The organism is Streptomyces sp. Isolate_45, assembly GCF_024721315.2.
Classification (GTDB): Bacteria; Actinomycetota; Actinomycetes; order Streptomycetales; family Streptomycetaceae; genus Streptomyces.
The window spans coordinates 47148-66493 of record NZ_JANFAK020000009.1; the positions used below are offsets into that span (position 1 = coordinate 47148).

Annotated in this window: 16 protein-coding genes and 1 pseudogene; 12 read left to right on the top strand and 5 right to left on the bottom strand. The window is 69.8% G+C overall.

The features are described from left to right. The first annotated feature begins 82 nt into the window (after positions 1-82). The 3 genes from NOD94_RS05330 to NOD94_RS05340 all read left to right on the top strand — a co-directional run bounded on the left by NOD94_RS05330 (position 83) and on the right by NOD94_RS05340 (position 2492). Entirely contained in the window at positions 83-754 is a 672-nt protein-coding gene (locus NOD94_RS05330; RefSeq protein WP_281204528.1) for a TetR/AcrR family transcriptional regulator, read from the top strand. A 167-nt stretch (positions 755-921) separates the two neighbouring features. Next, positions 922-1488 (top strand): RNA polymerase sigma factor, encoded by a 567-nt coding sequence (locus tag NOD94_RS05335; RefSeq protein WP_281204529.1) that lies wholly within the window; start codon positions 922-924, stop codon positions 1486-1488. Further along, a complete protein-coding gene (locus tag NOD94_RS05340) occupies positions 1485-2492 on the top strand; it encodes a CU044_5270 family protein (protein WP_281204530.1) in 1008 nt (335 codons plus the stop codon). Before NOD94_RS05335 ends, NOD94_RS05340 begins: the two co-directional genes overlap by 4 nt. Positions 2493-2654: 162 nt before the next feature. Here NOD94_RS05340 and NOD94_RS05345 read toward each other — a convergent pair whose 3' ends face one another. Continuing rightward, positions 2655-2966, bottom strand: a complete 312-nt coding sequence (locus NOD94_RS05345) for a hypothetical protein (protein ID WP_281204531.1) — start codon at positions 2964-2966, stop codon at positions 2655-2657. A gap of 89 nt (positions 2967-3055) precedes the next feature. On the opposite strand from NOD94_RS05345, the gene NOD94_RS05350 reads away from it, so the two are divergent. From NOD94_RS05350 to NOD94_RS05375, 6 genes are all read left to right on the top strand, one after another. Continuing rightward, positions 3056-3262 (top strand): hypothetical protein, encoded by a 207-nt coding sequence (locus NOD94_RS05350; protein WP_281204532.1) that lies wholly within the window; start codon positions 3056-3058, stop codon positions 3260-3262. A gap of 112 nt (positions 3263-3374) precedes the next feature. Then, positions 3375-4781, top strand: coding sequence for a hypothetical protein (locus tag NOD94_RS05355; RefSeq protein ID WP_281204533.1), 1407 nt, complete (start codon positions 3375-3377; stop codon positions 4779-4781). Positions 4782-5094: 313 nt separating this feature from the next. Next, the gene (locus tag NOD94_RS05360) at positions 5095-6213 is read left to right on the top strand and encodes an NADAR family protein (RefSeq protein WP_281204535.1); all 1119 of its coding nucleotides are present in this window, start codon (positions 5095-5097) and stop codon (positions 6211-6213) included. 373 nt (positions 6214-6586) lie between these two features. Continuing rightward, positions 6587-6868 carry a hypothetical protein gene (locus NOD94_RS05365; protein ID WP_281204536.1) on the top strand — a complete coding sequence of 94 codons (282 nt, stop codon included), beginning with the start codon at positions 6587-6589 and terminating at the stop codon, positions 6866-6868. 134 nt (positions 6869-7002) lie between these two features. Then, positions 7003-7239 (top strand): HD domain-containing protein, encoded by a 237-nt coding sequence (locus NOD94_RS05370; protein WP_281204537.1) that lies wholly within the window; start codon positions 7003-7005, stop codon positions 7237-7239. 426 nt (positions 7240-7665) lie between these two features. Further along, positions 7666-8220 (top strand): hypothetical protein, encoded by a 555-nt coding sequence (locus tag NOD94_RS05375; protein ID WP_281204538.1) that lies wholly within the window; start codon positions 7666-7668, stop codon positions 8218-8220. A gap of 232 nt (positions 8221-8452) precedes the next feature. Here NOD94_RS05375 and NOD94_RS05380 read toward each other — a convergent pair whose 3' ends face one another. Together NOD94_RS05380 and NOD94_RS05385 are read right to left on the bottom strand one after the other, a co-directional pair. Further along, positions 8453-9730 (bottom strand): hypothetical protein, encoded by a 1278-nt coding sequence (locus tag NOD94_RS05380; RefSeq protein ID WP_281204539.1) that lies wholly within the window; start codon positions 9728-9730, stop codon positions 8453-8455. A gap of 315 nt (positions 9731-10045) precedes the next feature. Further along, the gene (locus tag NOD94_RS05385) at positions 10046-11842 is read right to left on the bottom strand and encodes an oleate hydratase (RefSeq protein WP_281204540.1); all 1797 of its coding nucleotides are present in this window, start codon (positions 11840-11842) and stop codon (positions 10046-10048) included. Between the two features lie 359 nt (positions 11843-12201). Here NOD94_RS05385 and NOD94_RS05390 point away from each other — a divergent pair, with 359 nt between their 5' ends. The 3 genes from NOD94_RS05390 to NOD94_RS05400 all read left to right on the top strand — a co-directional run bounded on the left by NOD94_RS05390 (position 12202) and on the right by NOD94_RS05400 (position 15921). After that, positions 12202-12900 carry a triacylglycerol lipase gene (locus tag NOD94_RS05390; RefSeq protein ID WP_281204541.1) on the top strand — a complete coding sequence of 233 codons (699 nt, stop codon included), beginning with the start codon at positions 12202-12204 and terminating at the stop codon, positions 12898-12900. A 1085-nt stretch (positions 12901-13985) separates the two neighbouring features. Continuing rightward, entirely contained in the window at positions 13986-15524 is a 1539-nt protein-coding gene (locus tag NOD94_RS05395) for an MFS transporter (RefSeq protein ID WP_281204542.1), read from the top strand. A 115-nt stretch (positions 15525-15639) separates the two neighbouring features. Further along, positions 15640-15921, top strand: coding sequence for a hypothetical protein (locus tag NOD94_RS05400; RefSeq protein ID WP_281204543.1), 282 nt, complete (start codon positions 15640-15642; stop codon positions 15919-15921). A gap of 1278 nt (positions 15922-17199) precedes the next feature. Here the strand turns inward: NOD94_RS05400 and NOD94_RS05405 are convergent. Together NOD94_RS05405 and NOD94_RS05410 are read right to left on the bottom strand one after the other, a co-directional pair. Next, positions 17200-18090: pseudogene (locus tag NOD94_RS05405) on the bottom strand (SMI1/KNR4 family protein); the annotation flags it as partial. Positions 18091-18643: 553 nt separating this feature from the next. After that, positions 18644-19303 carry an MSMEG_1061 family FMN-dependent PPOX-type flavoprotein gene (locus tag NOD94_RS05410; protein ID WP_281204544.1) on the bottom strand — a complete coding sequence of 220 codons (660 nt, stop codon included), beginning with the start codon at positions 19301-19303 and terminating at the stop codon, positions 18644-18646. Between the last annotated feature and the right edge of the window lie 43 nt (positions 19304-19346).

The following is a 19346-nucleotide window of genomic DNA, read 5'->3' on the forward strand; positions in this document are numbered from 1 at the left end:
CGATGGCGATAGCATCCGTACCGGACCACGATCGCCGGCGGCAGGGCGCCCGAGTGGGCACCGACGACGCGAGGAGTGGACAGTGACCCCGGGCACCGAACGGCCGGCGCCGATACGGCGTGACGCGCTGCGCAACCGCGAGCTGCTGCTGGCCGCCGCACGCAAGGCCTTCGCCGCCCAGGGCCTGGACGCCCGCCTCGACGAGATCGCCCGCCAGGCCGGCGTCGGAAACGCAACCCTGTACCGGCACTTCCCCACCCGCGCCGCCCTGATCGACGCGGTGTTCCGGGACGCCCTCCAAGGCACCGTCGACGCCGGGGAAGAGGCCCGTGGCGCGGCCGACCCCTGGGCGGGGCTGGGCGCCTACCTGGAGGCGGTCTTCACCGTTCTGGCGACGGACCGGGGCGTGAACGACCTGATGACGACCCCGATCGAAGGGGTGACCTCCCTCGACGCCGTCCACGTCCACAACCACGAGACGATCGCCCTGCTCGTGGACCGCGCCCAGCGTGACGGCGCGATGCGCCCCGACGTCACCGTCGAGGACATGCTCCTGAGCCTGGCCACGCTCGGCCGCTCGGTGCCCTCCCTGGCGGCCGCGGGGCCACCGCACGCCTGGCGCCGGCAACTGGCCCTTTTCCTGGACGGCTTGCGCGCCGCGCCGCGCCCCCCGTCGGACCTGCCCGCGCCGGCCCTCACCGCGGAACAACTGGCGGCGGTCCTCCTCGACCTGGGCCCCCACCGACCGATCTGACCCGACCGGGCCCGCTCCGGTCCGTCGCGATCGCGGCTGCTTTCGGTGGCGGCAAGGACCCCGGTGCGTGACCGCAAGTGGCAGCAGGGCTCCTGCCGATACAACAAGTCCATGGCGCGTGACCGGCGTCACACGCAACGAGTTGCCTTGAGCGGACATTACCCAGTGTGGACCAGCAACTGTTCGCGGAAATCTATGACGCGCACGCCCGTGCGGTGTACGCGCATGCCGTCCGCATGTCCTTCGACCGCGCTGCGGCAGAAGACATCGTCTCCCTCACCTTCCTCGAAGCCTGGAGGCTCCGTGCAACTCTCGACAACGTGACGAGCCATCGTGCGTGGCTGCTGGGGGTCGCCACGAATGTCATGCGCAACACGCGCAGAGCCGCGCGTCGACACAGTGCGGCGATGAGCCGCCTACCCCTCACGGATCCGATCGCGGATCCGGCGGATGAGGTGGTGTCCCGCATCACGGACAGGGCCAGGGCCGTGGCCACGCTGGCAGCCCTGGACCGGTTGCGACGCTCCGACCGCGAAGTCATCGCCCTGTCCGTCTGGTCGGGCCTGAGCCATGCCGAAATAGCCGGTGCGTGCGGCATCGCGGAGGCATCCGTGCGCTCCCGGCTGTCGCGGGCGCGTAGCCGCCTTCGCGAACTCACCGCGGCCGCCCTGGCCGCGGATCCAACTTCCGGGCAAGTGTCCGTGTCCCGGATCGCACGGGAGGGACACCTGTGAACGCCGCTGATGACGCACGAATCGAATCGCCTACTCGTGAGGAACTCCTCCAGCGTTTCCCAGGGCTCTCCGACGAGGAACTGCCGTTCGGCGCTCACGAACCGATCAAGGAGCACCTGATGCGTGAAGTAGCACGAGGTGACCTGGTCGCCGTCCCTCGACGCGTCAGGCGTCCCCTGCTGCTTGCCATCGGAGTGGCCGCAGCGGCCTGCGCCGTGGCGGTTGCCCTCACCATGAACGGGGCCGGTCCTGGTGAGACGGTCAAAGCCGCTCCTGCCGAGCCCGCGGCCGTAAGACTGTTGGATCGGCTCGCTCTGGCGGCGGCCTCATCGCCCGGGCCCTCCGTCCGCAACGGCCAGTTCATGTACACGAAAACGGTCGGGCACTCGACTGCCCTGTCCGAAGTCCCCGGCGGGGGGATGGAAGCCTCCCCCACCGATGAGTCGGCCGAGCGTTGGCTGTCGGTCGATGGATCGGCCGGCGTGACGACGCGAACCGCGACAGGATCCGGGACGCGCCCGCCCGACGGGGGCCTACCGAGCCTGAACAACCCCACGTACCGCTTCCTCGAAACGCTGCCCACCGACCCGGATCGGCTGCTGGAGTTGATATACGAAGACACGCGCAGCCAACATGGACCTGGTTCCGGTTCGACCACCGGGCCCGATCAGCAGGCGTTCGTCGCGATCGGCGACCTGTTGCGGGGCTTCGAGGCCCCGCCTGGTCTGAGTGCGGCTCTCTACCGTGCGGCTGCCCGTATCCCCGGTGTCGTCCTGGTTCCCGAATCGAAGGACGCGGCCGGCCGGCCGGGCGTCGCGGTGGCGCGCGAGCACAACCACGAACGAACCGAGTGGATCTTCGACAAGCAGACTCTGCGGCTGCTGGGAGCTCGCGAGGTCGCACTCAGGGACAGCGCCTGGGGTAAGGCCGGAACGGTGATGACCTCGGTCGCCATCGTGGACCGAGGAGTCACCGATCTTCCCGGACAGTTGCCGACCCCCTGAGAGTGCTCACCGACCTCGGCTCGTCGGGGTGGGTCACGGTGCCGGCTGTCGCTACTCGGCACACGGCCAACAACCCCGACGAGGCGGCCGGCCTTCCACGGTGGAAGCGACGGATCGAACCCCGCCCCACTCGGCCGGCCGGGCCCCACCGCTCAACCGCTGCTACTTCTCGGCCCCGACACTCATCCCCGTAGGGGCGGTGGCCAGGCGGGGCAGGGAACCGGATTCGTCCCCCTTCCATCCGGTTCGGGGGAACTGCTCCAGCGGGGCGGAGAGGGACGGTGCCTGGTGAATGGCGGATGACCAGTTCTCCGCGGAGACATCGAGACCCGCCAGAGGTGGGGTGTCCTGGCGAAAGTCATAAACAAGAAGTTCGCGGCTTCCGTCCCCACCGATGACGACGACGCCGGGGAAGCGCTCCTGGAACCCTCCGGCCTCGTCGAGGTCGATGAGCTCGGTCAGCCCGTCGATCACCAGGAAGTCTTCAGCGGGAGGATCGAACCTACTCAGACTGCTTGTAGTGCCCAGGAAGTCCCGGTAGTCCTGCGGAAACCGGACCCGAAGTGCTGCTCGACCTGCGTGATCCGATCGTCGCTCGAACTCATCAAGCAGTTCTATCAAGGGAATCGCCCGAAACTGATGGCGGTGGCCGACATGCGTGCCGCGGTGAGGAGGACGGGTTCAAGCTGCCCGAGTGGCGCGAAATCAAGAAAGTGGCCGAGTCGACCACCCCTGTCCAGCCCTCACGTGAAGCCGACGCCGATTCGTGATCCATTGAGTGATCGACGGGCTGTCCGGACCATTTAGCCTGAGCGGATTCGAACGTCTTCGGGGGAGACCGGGCGTGTTCGCGCTCGGGAAGTCAGTCAGGGGGAAGAGCAAGTGAAGTTCACGCGCATGGCTGCCGTCGCCGCAGCCGCGGTGGTAGGACCGACGATGCTGGCCGGGCCCGCGATGGCCCAGGAAAGGCCTGCCGTCACCGTTCCCGATACGGCCCCTCAGGCCGACTCGGACGCGAGCACCGCGCCCGCGACATCGCCTGCCGCTCAGGCGCCCCCCGCGGCGGCGGACAAGACCGTGGCCAGCCCGCGCTATCGCAACGACGGCCCCAAGGTCTCCGTGACGGGCGTCCCCGCCAGTTTCACGCCGGACGGGGACTGGACTCAGCTGACCGTGACCGTCGACAACCGGGACCGCCTGCCGGTCACCGAATTCGTCGCGACGGTCGGAGTGACCCAGTACGACAGCCTCTTCCAGGCACGCCACATCGAGGCGCAGGTCCGCCAGGCGGACGGAACCTGGAAGTCCGTCACCCCGCAGACCGGCGGCGGGGGCAACTACTACGACATCAATCTCCCGAGCCGTGGTGTCTCACCCGGGGACCACTACACGGCCGACGTGCGGATCCGGTTCGTCGCCGGCACCCCGGCCGCGCCGTTCGAGCTGTATGTGAGCGGCGACGGCAAGGATGAGAGTGGTCGGGTCGTCTCGCCCAGCACCTACTTCGACAGCCGCGTCGGTGACGCGAAGCCCGGGGGCGGCGATGGCGAGGAGACGCCGGCCACGACCGGCCCGAAGATCGGGTTGACGGGCCTGCCCCAGGCCGGTTTCAAGGCCGGAGGTGACTGGCGGGAGTTTTCGATGCGCGTCGACAACTCCGGCCAGGAGGCGATCGACGACTACCAGCTCGAACTCGTCCTGTGGGTGAAGAACGGAGCCTTCCGGCAGAGTGACATCAAGCTGGAGGTGTACGCACCGGACGCCTCCGGCACGTGGGCCTGGCACCCGGTCGTCTCCGACGGATCCGAGGAAGTGTGGGTGCATGAACTCGCCACCGTCGACATCGAGAAGAACGAGGTGTTCGACCTCAAGCTGCGGCTGAAGTTCGACGCCAAGACGACACCGCACGACATTTCCCTGCACACCGGCGGGCAGAACGGTTGGGACGAGGGGTCGGTGCACTCCGAGGAAGTCAGCCACGCCTCGAAGGTGACGGCCGCCGACTCGGACGCCACACCCGGTCCCGGCGGAAACACCCCGAAGCCCGACGGCGGACACCAGCCCAAGCCCGGTGGGAATGACCCCAAGCCCGATGGCGGTAGCACGCCGGTGGACGGCGCGGGCAGCGGTTCGAACGCAGGGTCCGGTACGTCCGGCGGTACTGGCGGCCAACTGGCGGAAACCGGCACCGACGCGGCCACCAGCTGGGCACTGGGCGGCGCCGGTACGGCGCTCGCCCTGGGTGCGGCCCTCGTGGCCGGCACCGGACGACGTCGCCGCACCACCTGAGACCCGACGCGCCGCACGAAGGACTCCGTGCGGCGCGTCGCGCTGGGCGCCGGCCCGGAGCGGGGCGCTCTGGGGTTGCTGGACGGGTGAGGGCTCGCCCGCACGGCAGTGCCGGCCTCGGACGTCGCGCACCGGCGCGTTCCGGGCCGCGGCCATGAGCCCCGGGGCACGGGTACGCTCCCACACCCCGACGTCATCGTGCGGCGTGTGGCGTGTCTCCGTGGGACCCGCCCCGATGGGCGCGGAGCCGTTCGGTGATCTCTCGTAGGGAAGGACGAGGTCCACTCGGCGGCCACTGCGGCACAATCACGGGATGATCGGCAGACGGATCACCCACCGCACCGCGGACGGCGTCCGCATACCCGGAACCTGGCGGCACGCCTTCATCCGCAACGGCAGATACTTCCTCACCGACCTCTTCATCTATGCCGACGGACTCATCGACTGCTGGGGCCTGGTCACCATCGAGGAGTTCGAGGAGAAGCTCCGGACCGGCTGGGTGGCCGCCACCATCCCGGACGGTGCCGAAGCGGCCGCGCACGATCTGGGGCGCTGGAAGTTCAGCGACCCGCGGAGCCGACTCACCCCTGAACTGTTGCTCGCCGAAGTCCTCGACACCATAGACCAGTTGAACCAGCGGCCCGACTCGACCGGCCGTTGCCTGGCCGCCGTCGATGCCTTCCTCGCAGATCGGACAGAGGAGAACCGGGCCGCGGCACACACCGCCTTCCTGGCCATTCCAGCCTCGCGGCGCCGCTACGCGCTGGGCGACATGGACAGAAAGGACTGGCCGCTGCGGGTCCTGGTGGCAGGGCCCGGAGGTCAGACCTACCTGGCGAATGACCCGCCGGTCTCACAGGAGAGCTACGACAGGGCCCTCACGTACTTCGAGGAGCGCGCCCGCTGGAGTGCGGAGCGCGGCACGCACGTCCCGGCCGACGGCCCGGCGGCCCCGCACGCCCCGGCGGTCCAGCTCTGTCACTCCTATCCGAACAAGCCGGTGGTCGATCCAGGCCACCTCGGATTGCGCAACGACTACCCCGCACCCATCTCCGTCGAAGAGGTCGTCTACCCCTCCGTCGCCCACGCCTACTGGGCCCTGTCGGTCACTCAGCCCGATGCCCGCAGCGCGATCACGGCAGCGGACACCGCTGCCGAAGCACGCAAGCTCGCGGCTGCGACAGCTCGCCTTGAGAGCTGGGAGCACGTCCGCGCCGCCGTCATGACCAGTTTGCTCCGCGCCAAGTACGACCAGCATCCCGAGCTGGCCGAGATCCTGTTGGCGACGGGCGACGCCACCGTGATCTACGACGACATCGAATCGGCCTTCTGGGGTGACAACGCCGGCCGCGGCCGCAACTGGACCGGCCGTCTCCTCGAACTTGTCCGCTCCGAACTACACATGAGACGAATCGGGATCCCCGGGCTGTGACCGGGCCAGGTGTGGCCTCCAAGGCTTTTGGTGAACGGCTCACGCGGGTGAAGCGCGAGCATCGGCGGAAGGCCCTACCGTCGGCCCTTGCGGACCGTCCGCACCCTCGCGCCGGAGAACGGCCTGGAGCTTGCCAAGGTCGCGGGGCGTCGCCTGCTCCTACAGCGGTTTCGCCGCGTTCCGGCGGCAGCCGGCGCGAGCCGAGGGCGTCGAACGCAGCCGGCCGACGGCAAGACGGGCCGACAGGCGAATGCCGGTTGCCCGACCGGGAGAAGCTGATCGATCTTCCGGGGGACGGGATGTGGCATCGTTCCAACCGCGTGCGGGCAGAAGCGGCGGCGTTGGATCAGGAAGAGACTCGCAGGGGGTACCCGTGACGGACGAGACAGACCCGAAGCCGGTCGCGATCTCGACGTTCCGCAGAAGGACTGCGGACGGATTCACGCTCGCGGCTTTCGTCATCGATGAGAGGGAGTGCGCATCTCCTGAGGAAATGAAGTCGATCAGGAAGGAAGCCTCCACCGAGATCCGGCGTCGACGCATCGTCGGAGAGTACGAGACCCGCTGGGCGAAGGCCGGCGAGTTGCCGTCGACCCTGCCTCGGTGGGCGGAATACAGGAGACAGCTGGAAGCCGCGGATCAAGAGTCGTCCTGACCCATCGGGTGTTCGGCGCGCCGCCACGACCGGGACACCGCCCGCCGACAGTTGGCGGTGCTCGCTCCGGAGGCTCGGCGCAGCGCCTCGGGGAGGCCGTCGCGTTCGCAGAAGACGCGCATGGGGTTCAGTGGATGCCCGCCGGTGAGCCGTATGTGGAGCGTCTCCTGGAGCCGGTGGAGATCCTCGCCCGGGGCGCGGGCATCGGCGACGAGGACCTGCTGGTCGCGGCCGCACTCCACGACGTCGTGGAGGACACCGACCGCGCAGGGGAGGTCGGTGAGCGGTTCGGCCACCGGGTCGAGGAGCGGGTGGGCTGGGTGACGACGCCGGAGCCCGAGGCTCACGAGGGATCCTGCGGAGGCGCGTGACCGCGGCCCTCTGAGCCCGTGTCCCGCCCTGCCGAAGGTCCTGGTGCTCAAGCCGGCGGACCGGTTCGGCAACGTACAGCGACTTGATGGGCACCCGTGGCCCGCGAGCGGCGTTCCCATCACCGCGAGGCCTGTCGCCACCTGGAGGACGGGGCGCCCTCGGCGATGCCTTGACGCCCGACCTCGGCGCGAATGCCCGGGCGCGGGGTGGCCGCCGGCGCGGGCCTTGCCGCAGACGGTGGCCGATCTGGCCCGGAGCCCCTCTCTTGCGGCGCCGGCGGAATGACGGACACATCCGGTACCCGACCCCCTGTGTGGTTCGCGGAGGCACCGGGGACGGGCGAATCCCGCAACCCCGCCGAACCGTGCCCCCGTCGCGGCGATACTCGGTGGATCCGGTCGGGTGGGCGCCGCAGGATGGGGTGTATGAGTCTGCCGATCGTTGAGCACCGGGTGGAGTTCCTGCGGCACCCCCACCCCGGATACCCGCACCTCATGGCCTGGGGCATCCGTATCGAAGGCACCGACCTGCGCGTCCTGGTCGCGGAGGCGACCCGTGCGCTCTGGGGCCGGGAGCTCGACGAGGACGACGACACCCCGCAGGAGCGGGACGAGTTCCTGCTGCGCCAACACGCCCCGCTGTACCTGGACGACGACGGCGAAGACGACGGCGACGACGGCGCCCGAGCCCGAGCCCATTTCCTGGGCGACGCCGCACCGCGCCTCCGCGACCGCGACACCGGCGCCCTGTTCCTCCTGGGCTGCTCCTGCGGGATCGACGGCTGCTGGCCCCTGCTCGCCAGGGTCCACGTCACGGCGAGGGAGGTCACCTGGTCCGGCTTCTACCAACCCCACCGGCCGCAGTGGGGCGAACTGCCCCTGGGCCCCTACGTCTTCCCGCGCCCGTCCTACGACGAGGCCGTGGCCGCGCCGGTCCCTCTCACCGAGGACCCGCTGGCCCCTCTGCTGGGCGAGGGCTAGCCACCAGTCAGGGGGACCGGCACCGTCGTGAGCGGCTGCGGCCGGTGGGCGGTGGTCGCCGCCGCGCTTCCGGAACGGCCGCAGCGTGCTCGGCGGCGGGCAACGCGCAGATCGACCCGGAATCGGCCGTCTTCGACCGGGCGCACTGAGCCGTGCCGTGCCGGGTGGGAACCGGAACCCGCTGCCGACGCCCGGTCGCTGAAAATACTGGATGCTGACGGCTACCGGAGGCTCAGTCACCCCCGCAGCTCGACCCGCAACCGGAGCCGCAGCCGCCCCCCGTGTGCCGGTTGCCGGAGCCGCTCCCGCGCCCCCGGGTCGACGAGCCGCGCGGTGGATTCCTGCGGCGGTTCTCCGCCTCGCGCTCCGCCTCCCGCCGGCGCTCCGCCCTCTCCTGCTCCTCGCGGAGCCGCTCGCGCTGACGGGTAGGACCGTCCGCCGGTTCCCACGGGCCCAGACCGTGGCGGCGGTCCGGACGGAGCGGAACCGTGGTCACGGTCGCGTACATCCGGCCCATCTCCTGCCGGCGGTGGTATTCGGCACAGGCGTATTCGAGGACGACTTCGTCGCCCTCCACGAGGGTGCCGTAAAGGACCGCTTCGAAGGGCTCGTGCGTGGGATCGATGTCGTGGTGCCCGTTCCCCACTCCGTAAGCCGAGCCGCTGCCCAGCAGCCGTGTCCTGGCGCGGGTGTCGTTCTTGCGGGGGAGGTACGCGATCAGGGGCGCCGCCGAGCGGGTGCGGGCGTCCGGGCACACCCAGTGGCGCCCGTCCGCTCCGGCTCGCACGCCCACGATCAGGGCCGGTTGTGGCTCCTCGTGCATCCGCCGGGCCGCCCGGTAGGCGAGTTGGCCCCGGCCGTAGGAGGTCGTACCGGCCACGAGGAGCACCAGACCGATGCCCTGGTGCCCGACGGCGTCGTAGGCGACGCCGGACGCGGTCGGTTCCCCGAACAGGCCGTCGGCGAGGATGGCCGCGGCGACCAGGCAGAGCGCCACCCCGGTGTAGATCTGCTGGTGTCCGCGGTGGCCGTCCGATTCCGGAGTGCCTTGAGGCAGCGGGAAGCGGCGCCTTCCCGCGGCGGCGAGGGCCAGGGCCCGCTGCCGGCGTCGGGCCCGCAGCCGCAGACAGCTTCCTGTGAACGCGACCGCCCCGGCGGTGAGGATGACCAGCCACCCGGCCCTCGCCGGATGGTCCAGGTCGCCGGACCGGGCCAAAGTCAGAGCTGCTTCCCCGGCGACGAACACGGCCGCCGGTATCGCGGCGACCGGAACGTACCGGTACCAGAGGGGCAGGGCGGTCAGCAGGATCAGCCCCGGATACCTCCGCCAGTCCGTGCCGTCCGCGGGCCCGCTGTGCCAGGCCGCGGACGTGGACGAGAGAGCGAACAGCAGGACGTACCCCGCCGCCACCAGGACGGCCAAGGCCCAACCGCCCACGGTCGGGGCGAGAGCGGTCGGGACCGCCGCCTTCCGCCACCGTTCGGCGTCGGCCACGGCCCAGGTGGCCATGCCGCCTCCGGACACGGACCGGGAGGCGACACCGTCCCGGGTCACGGACCAGGTGGGGACACCGTCTTCGGGCAGAGTCCCGAGCGGTAGATATTTGATGTGATATTCCGTCACCGGGCCACCGCCACGCGCCGCCCCCGTATGCCCATCCCCGCACGCTCCTAGGCTCGTTCCCCCCGTGCATTAATGGCCAGTCTGCCCGCCAGGGCCTCCCACCCCACCTCGAAGAGCGCTTTCGAGCCAAGAACGCCGTCCGACACCATCAAGCCGCTGTCCGCTCGGAATCCGACCGGGCGGACAGCCGCAAGGCCCGCGCTACGGGGTATCGGGAAGGAGTCCGGAATCGGTCAGCAGCCGGCCGATCTCGGTCGTGTCCAGCTTGGCCAGGAGGTGCCTGCGTACGGCCTCGGGGCCGGGCAGGTCGAGGGGCTTGCCGTCGCGGAGGTGGAGGGCGGCGTCCAGCAGGGTGCGCACGTCGTAGGTGGAGCCGAAGACCTCCGGGACGCCGCGTTCGATTCCGAGGAGCCGGTAGGCGGCTTCCATGCCGGTGCGGACCGAGTACTCGGTGGTGAAGATCGTGTCCCGGGTGGTCTCGGCGAACTGCCCGATGAACGCGAAGTTGACAGCCCCCTCGGGGACCACGGCGGGGCGGTCGCCGGCCCGGCGGGGCAGGAAGAACGAGGTGACGTACGGCATCATCACCGGAACGCAGCGGGCGCCGGACGCCGCGAGCTCGTCGATCTCGTCGATGGGCACGCCGAGGTGGTAGAGCCACTCCTGGGTGATCTCCTGCCCGGTGCAGTCCTGCATGGGCTTCTTCACGTGGTCGCCGGGGCGCTCGGTGAACAGTCCGTACAGCCAGACGACGATCTGGTCCGCGGGCTGCTGCTTGAAGTGCGGCTGCCGGTTGACCGTCCAGCTCAGGAGCCAGCTGGAGTCCCGTACCGTCACGATGCCGCCGGTGACGACCTTCCCGCTGAAGGGGTCGCGCCGGGTGATCTTCTCGATCAGCCGGGGGATGCGAGGGTCGAGGGTGGTGACGGTGGCCGATTCCCACTTGCTCTCGGGGATGTTGCCGCAGAACACCTCGGGGCGGCCGAAGGCCGGATCGCGCTGTGCGATCCGCCGCCACAGATCCCAGGCCGGGGCGGGGCCGTCCAACAGCCGGGCCGCGGTGTGGTGGTCGCCGTCGTCCGAGTTCTCGGTCAGTGACCCGATCGTGGTCAGGACGAGGTCGTCCTCGCCCAGGTCGACACCGCCCGCCTCACCCCCGGACGTCCAGTGGATACGCGTCGCCTGCTTGCGCCCCGCCGTGATGTCGAAGTCGATGTCGGTGACCTCGGTGTCGAACCGAAAGGTCACGCCCTGGTCCACCAACCACCGGGTCAACGGCAGCACCAGGGACTCGTACTGGTTGTACTTGGTGAACTTCAACGCGGACAGGTCGGGAAGCCCGCCCACGTGGTGGACGAAGCGGTGCAGGTAGAGCTTCATCTCCAGCGCGCTGTGCCACTCCTCGAACGCGAACATCGTTCGCCAGTACAGCCAGAAGGTGCTGTCCAGGAACTCCCGGCCGAACACCTCGTCGATGCGCTTGCCCTCCATGTCCTCCCGGGTGGCGAGGAAGGCCTTGAGGATGTCCTTCTGCGCGCGCTCGCTCAGGGAGAACCGGCCGTCGGTGCGCGCGTCCCGGCCCTGGCGCTCGGTGACCCGCTGGAGGGAGGAGTTGGGGTCGTCCTTGTTCAGCCAGAAGAACTCGTCCAGCACCGAGGCGCCCTCGACCTCGATCGAGGGGACCGACCGGAAGAGGTCCCACAGGCATTCCATGTGGTCCTCCAGCTCCCGGCCCCCACGGATGACGAACCCCTTCTCCGGCTCCTTGATGCCGTCCAGGGCGCCACCGGCGAGTTTGAGCCGTTCCAGGACCGTGATCCGGTGGCCGGACATCTGCCCGTCGCGGATCAGGAACGCCGCGCCCGCGAGCGAGGCGAGTCCGGAGCCGACGAACCACGCCGTCTTCCCCTCCACCCCCTCGGGCTTGCGGGGGCGGGCGAACGCCTCGTAGTTCCCGCTGCTGTAGTACACGGTGACCTCTTCCCGGACGGATACCACGGCCGGATATCTCAACGGCCGACTACACCGGGAACATATCTGCTGATACCGGTCTTATCGACGGAGACGCGGGTGGTCGGCGCAGCGCGGGACCGGCATTGACCGGGTGGGTCGTGCGTCGCGGACAGGACAGGGCCGGGCCGGGGGGTGGGGTGGGGAGTCCCGACGGGTATCCACCTGCCGCCGCCGGGTGGCGAGCACGATGCGGCGCGTGTCGCGACGGCCAGGTCCGTCACGGGTGGCCCGGGGGCCGGGGGCCCGGTGAGCCGTTACGTTTCTGCGGTGAATCCTTGCCCCCGAGCGGGTGATCGCGCCCGTAGGTTCAGTCATCCCTGCCGGCGGCACGTTAGAAACCGCGCGTGATCAGGAATCCGTCGCGGAGCATCTCCACGCTCCTCCTCGCGCTCATGCCCCTCCTCCCCACCTCCGCGTTCGCGGCCGAGAGCCGGCAGCGGGCCGCCGGCCCCGACCCGGTCGTCTTCGTCCACGGCTGGAACTCCGACGGCTCCACCTGGCAGACCATGGCCGACCGCTTCCGGGCCGATGGATGGCCGGCCGGACACGTCGACCAGTGGACCTACAACACCAGCCAGTCCAACGCCACCACGGCGCAACAGCTCGCCGGGGAGATCGAACGCGTCCTGCACGCCACCGGCGCCACCAAGGTCGACGTCGTCACCCACTCGATGGGAGCCCTGTCCTCCCGCCACTACCTCAAGAACCTCGGCGGCACCTCCAAGGTCGACGCGTGGGTCTCCCTTGCCGGACCCAACCACGGCACCGGGACCGCACACTGGTGCGGCGGCGCCGCCTGCGTCGAGATGCGACCGGGATCCAACTTCCTGAACGACCTCAACTCCGGTGACGAGACCCCCGGCGCCCCCCGCTACGCCACCTGGGGCTCCCCCTGCGACATCGTCATCAACCCCGCGACCAGCGTCGCCCTCGACGGAGCCGCCAACCACACCACGACCTGCCTCGACCACAGCGGACTACGCACCGACCGAACGGTCTACGACCAGGTCAAGGCGCACATCCTCCAGGAGTTGCCCGGGTGATCCCTCCAACGACGAGCGCAGGCTTCCCGCGGTAGGGGGTTCGTCGGCTGCGGCCGTGTTCGCGGTGGCGAGGAGGGCGAACCGGCGCACCCCTTGAGCGGTGTGTTCGGGGCAGTGCTTAGGGTCTTGGGATGATCCAGCCTCTTGCGGGGCCTCCGTCGTGGAGGCATCCCTTCGCCGCGTTCGTGACGATCTTTGTCATATCTGCCTGCTGGTACGGGCTCCAGCCAGCTCCTCAGGGGTGCACATTGCTGCTTGGAGGGGGGACCAGTTGGAAGGAGGCGTATCGGCAGGCTGTCGAGTCGGGGGTGTGCGAGGAGCCGACGCGGTGGAGGACCTGGATCGATTGAACCGCCCGAAGCCCGCCGGAAGGGTTCTGGGTGGGGGAGCGAAGCCCCCGGTCGTGGCCCCGATACGCGTTGCGCCACCGGAGCGCCGACGGGGGCGCGGGTTCCGCCCGGGGGGACTGGCCGTATGCCGCAACCCACTACCTACTACCCACTACGACCGCGTCCCGGTGGCGCAACGGTGCGGGCGATCCTCGCCCTCGTGGTGGTCCGTCCCCTCCGGCGATGGACGACCCCCTTGCCTCCCTGGGCCCCGGCACTCTCCGCGCGCGAGCGAACGCTGACCCATCGGGCCGAGACGGCGCTGTACGTCACGCTGCCGGCGGAGCCGAGGTGTCCGTTGCGGCTCCTGCGGCTCCGGCGGTTTGGGCCGTTGGTGGCTGGTTACGGTGTCGGGTGGCAAGGCGTCCCCGTGGCCCGGTGATGATCCTGGAGGGTGACGGGATGCCCGCCATGCGGGTCGGCACAGGAACGAGAGGTCTTTGCCCGCCATCGGAGTGCCTCCCGCACTCGTCGACAAACACCTCCCGCCCTCGTGAATGAAGCCGGCTCAGCGACGGTGGGCGTGTCATCCCAATGGGGCGATGTGAGGCACCGTCGATCAGGCAAGACTCTCGCGAAGCCCAACTTCGCCCCGGAGGTTCCATGTCGAAAAGTGGCGCGCCTGGCATCGACGTTCCGCGTGAGGCCCCGGCGCGGGCGCCGCTCGTTCTGGCATCACTGATCACCGTCGCCGCGGTGGCCAACTTGAACCTGTCGGTGGCCAACGTGGCGCTGCCCGCGATCGGGAAGGCCTTCGACTCATCCCAGACCGCACTGAACATGGTCGCCGTGGGGTACTCCCTCGGCCTGGCCGCGTCGGTGCTCTATCTGGGTGCGGTCGGCGACCGCCACGGGCGCAAGCTGATGCTGCTCCTCGGCATCGGTCTGTCCATTCCCGCCTGCCTGCTCGCCGGGTACGCGCCGAACGACACGGTCCTCGTGTTGGCCCGGATCCTCGGCGGGCTCTCGGCCGGCATGGCCTACCCGACCACCCTGGCGCTGATCACGGCCCTGTGGGCGGGGCCCGCGCGGACGAAGTCGATCGCGCTGTGGTCGGCCCTGGGCGGCGGCATCTCCATGCTCGGTCCGGTGATCGCGGGCGCGCTGCTCCAACACTTCTACTGGGGGTCGGTCTTCCTCGTCACGCTGCCCCTCGCCGGGGCCGCGCTGGTCATGGCCCTGCTGTTCGTCCCCGCGCACGCCAATGAGTCGACCGAACCGGTGGACAACCTCGGCGGCGTCCTGTCCGTCCTCCTGATCGCGGGACTGGTGCTCGGGATCAACTTCGCCGTCGTCCCCAACCAGGGGGCAGTGGCCGTCGGCCTCATCGTGGTCGCCCTCACCGCCGGGGCGGCGTTCTTCTGGCGTCAGCGTCGGGCGCCCAACCCGCTGTACGACCTCCACATCGCCGGCCGGCGCACGTTCTGGGTTGCCGCATGCGCGGGAATCATCGTGTTCGGTTCCATGATGGGGTCGGCGTTCATCAGCATGCAGTACCTGCAGAACGTGCTGGAGTACAACGCCGTCGAAGCGGGCGCCGCCATCCTCCCCCTCGTCGTGATGATGGTGCTCGTGGCACCGCGGTCCGCGAAACTGGTCGAGACCCGAGGCGCCCGCATCACCCTGCTGATCGGCTACGCGTTCCTCTTCCTCGCCTTCGCCTGGATGCTGCTGTTCTGGGGCGAGCACAGCAGCTACTGGCAGATCGGCCTCGCCTACGTCTTCATCGGCATCGGCGCCGGCCTCGCCGGGACGCCCGCATCGCACTCGCTGACCGGATCGGTGCCCGTACGACGGGCCGGCATGGCCTCGGGCACGGCGGACCTGCAACGGGACCTCGGCGGGGCCATCATGCAGTCCTTCATGGGCGTGCTCCTCATCGCCGGCTACGCCTCGGCCTTCAGTGCGGCGATCGCCGCTTCCCCCGAGAGCAAGAAGGTGTCGGACCAGGTCCAGAGCGAGCTGACGAAGTCGTTCGCCTCCGCCGGGCAGGTCGCCCAGCAGCACCCCGAGTACGCCGACCAGATCGTCGCGGCAGCACGCCAGTCGTTCCTCCACGGCGACGACTGGGCGTACACCGTCGGCCTGGCCGCGATCGCCCTGGGTGCGCTGCTGGTCTTCTTCAAGTTCCCGCACGGGGACGCCGAGCGGGAACTCCTCCGGGCCTACTACACCGAGGACTCCGCCACGGCCGCCACCGCCGCCACCGAGAGGTCGGGCGGACCGGAAGCCTGAGAGGTCGCCGGCCGGTCGCCGATCGCCGGCCGTATCCCACGGCATCGATGTCGCCGAAGCCCTGGGGCAGGGCGTCCGGGCACCCGCGCCTTCAGAGGATCTACGCGCCGCCGAGGTGGCTGCCGCGCTCGAATTGCCGGCCGGCCCCTGGCGAGCCCCGCTTTGGCTCATGGTCCGCTATCGGGTGGTCGCCTACGTTGCCACTTTCGTGTTGGTCCTCGCCACGAACAAGGCGCTGGTGCTGAGCGGGACCGTCTCCTACAGCGTGTGGGGCTGGATCTGGTTCGCGCCCCTCCTGCTGGCCGACGCCAAGCTCAAACAAGCCCGTCGGCTGGCACGTCAGCGAGTGATTGCCGCCACGGAGGCCCGCCATGCCGAGAATGCGACCGCCGGCTAGTTTGCCGACGAATGCCTCGCTTGGAGGACGGCTGCGGCCCGGCGCCGATTCCGGACCTCCTTGTCCTGGGCCACCGAACCTCGACGGATAGGGATTTGTGTCGTCGAAGTTGGATCATGCATGGTCAGGCCCCGGCGGGAGGGCGACGAGGACACCGAAGGCGTGGGACCTGAAGTTCCGAAACCAGAGAGACGCGGCGAGACGGGGCACACCGGTGACCAGGGTGAACGTAGCATTGTCATCATGATTCTTTCGGTGGAGTGGAGTTGACCAGCCGTGATGCCCCCGTACTGCGCAGTCCCGATCTGTACTGCGTCCCACAATGACCAGGACTACGAGAGTTTCACCCTCGTACGCTTCCGTGCGATAGAGCCACCCACCGGCCGTGAGGGACATCCCGAGAACATGCTCTGGTTCTGCAAGGATCACGTCCGTTACACCGTGGGGAAGACCGACATGAGTGCCGTCGTGGCCATGGTCCACATACGCGCGGCGATCCGACGCGGCGCTCCAAACCTCTGGCCACTCACCAGCATGCCCTGAGCCCATGCCTTCGCCCCGATTCGAGGGGCGGGGACGCCCAGCGTTGTCGGGCGAAGGACGGTAGTCCCGCGCCGCCGCGACCGGTAGGCCCGGTAGCTGCGTTCGTGGGGGTAGGTGGACAGGGCACAGGCCGCCCCGCGCGTCGGTTACCAAGGCGGTGAGCTCCTGGTACTCGATGTCGTCGACGACCGAGTGGTGGATCGTTCCCCGTTGTGCCTCCCACACGAACTCCACGGATTCGTCCGGAGGGAGCGAGGCGAGGGCCGCGCCGACACCGGAGGTCAGGTCGGGCCGACGAGTTCGCCCGGTACGGCGTTGTCGGCGCCCGGGTGGGCCGCCTCGCCAAGCAGGCACTTACCAGCTCAATCAATGGCGCGGCATCGCCACCGCTACGACTGTGCGGATGTTCGGATGCCGCTCGGAGCGGTGGCACGATTCGCCCTACGACTGGCCCTGGTGCCCTGCGTTTGATCCGTCGGCCACCGTTCGGGGCGATGCTTGCGGCCGCCGCCGCAGGGGACGTCTCCAGACAGCGGCCTTCGTGACAGGCGCCGTCACAGTCTCGACTTCCCCCGGCCGGGCGACGGCCACCGGCTCCCGAGGCGCTCAGGAGAGGCGACCTTGCGACCACCGCACCGACCTGCACCCGCCGACGCGCCATCGCCCACCATGCACGAGCTCGTCAGGACTGGCGCTTCCAGAGGGTCACCTCGGTGAGGTACGTCGGGACGTTGTACTGCTCTCCCGGGCGGCCCCGCGCGCGGCCATCATCCCCAGCCAGTGGTCGTCGCCGCCCGACCGCCGTTCACCGCGGGCCGGCTCGATGGCCTCCATCGGCAGGATCTCCGGCAGGTAGCGCGGGTCCGCGACGAGGCCGCCGTACCCGTGGAAACTGCCGCGGGCCGACAATTGCCGGAGCTGACCGAGCAGGACCGCGCTGCGGGGCCGTCCGAAGGCCGCCGCCTCCTCCAGCATCGGCAGAGCCTGTTCGTACCGTCCGCGCAAGGCCATCAGGCGGGCCTCGTCGACACGGTCGTCCTGGGCGCCCGTGGTCGCGTTCACGAAGTCGGCCCGCTCCACCCGATCGGCGTGGAAGCCGCGGTACATGGCCTCCATGTAAGCCCGGAACGACGGGTAGCGGTCGGGGAACTCACCGCACCAGCCCTTGTAGACGTAGAGCGCCCACTCGCCGTCCGGGCCCCGGTCGCCCGGGTCCAGGAGGGCGTACGTCATGTCGGAGTCCGTCTCCAGACGCAGTGCCCGACGCCACATCCCGGCCATCAGGACGTCCTCCTGGCGCGCGTCGTCGTCCAGGTTCTCCTCGTACATCGGGGTCATGTCGAACGGATCCCCGAACCAGTCGACGTCGGCGACGCCGCCGAGCCGGTAGACCCCGGCGGTCTGGTCCACGTGCCATCCGTCGCTCACGGCCAGGAACGCCCGGTACGAGGGCGGCAGCCGCCGGCCCAACCGCTCCTCGGCCGCGGCGATCGCCGACTCGTCCGCCCCGGGCCGGCCGGGAAGTTCGACACTCGGACCGCCCTCGTCGTCCTGGTCCGCGCGCGGGACCCACTCCTCCTGCCACAGCCCCAGGAAGTCGGGCCAGTTGAAAGGCTCGTGACTCATGCCCCGAGGGTCCCATCCCGCACCGACAGCGACCCCGCCCCGGAGGTCGGCGAGGTAGGCCTGCGCCGTCCGGTACGGGTGGTCCTGCGTTCTGTGGCGGTGGAGGGAGAGCGTCCCGTCGCGTTCCAGCCGCAGCGTGGTCGCGGCCCCCCGACCCGTTGCTGGTCACGTCCCCGCATCCGGCCCTGCTGCCCCTCCGCCGTCGAGGACTGCGATCCGCGGGAACATCCAGGCGACCCGGATGCCGAACAAATCGTCAAAGGCCTGCCTCACCAAGTGATCGACGAGGCCGAGCGCCTGGCCCGCGAACTCGTGGCGCTCGCAGACGTAGGCGTGGACGTCACCGACATCGGCGACGGAGCCCGCCGAATGTCCCCGGCGGAGTGCGCCGCATCCCCCTCCTCACCGACGGATGGTTCTACGCGCTCGCCCTGCCCCCTCCACCTCATCGCCATCGTCCGCGTGATCCCGACCTACCCCGATGCCTGAAAGACCATCCCGAGCAGCGCATGGCCTCGGGGCCGGCCGCGCCCCAGGAGGGGCAGGTCGCCTGTTACTCGTACCGGTACTTCAGCGAGTCCGCTTCGTCCTGCTCGATGCCGGCGATCGTCAGCTCCGGCATTCGCAGCTGGGCCAGCGTCACCTCCGCGGACGTCGGCTGGGCGTCCGTCGACAGCCACTGCTCCGGCTTCCAGGCCCCGCTGCGCAGGAGCGACTTGGGGCAGTGCGGGTAGACCTCCTCGATCCCCAGCACCAGCGCACTGGCCGGCGGCTTGCCCACTGCGGTCAGCTGCGACAGCAGCTCCGGGCGGGTGGAGACGCAGGCCCGGCCATTCACCCTGAGTGTCGTGGTGCGCCCCGGAATGACGAACAGCAGCCCGGCCCGTCCGGTGGCGATGACGTTCCGCAGGGTGTCCAGTCGCTTGTTGCCGGTCGCGTCCGGGATCGCCACCGTCCGTGCGTCCAGGACGGAGACGAACCCGGCGGGCCCGCCGCGCGGGGAAACATCACAGTTGCCCTCGGCGTCCGCGCTGGCGACCAGGACCAGCGATGAGCAGCCGATCAACCGTCGAGTTTGCTCGGTGAGTTCGGTCATCTGCTTGCGCAGTGCCGCGTCCTTGGGGAGCGCGTAGGCCCGGCGCAGCGCCTCCGGGTCGGTGACGGCGTCGAGGCGGAGCGAGTCGAAGGCACTGCCGGTGAGGGGTGTTGTCATGTTCCCGACCCTAATGGGCGGCCCTCGATCTTGGCCGGTGAGC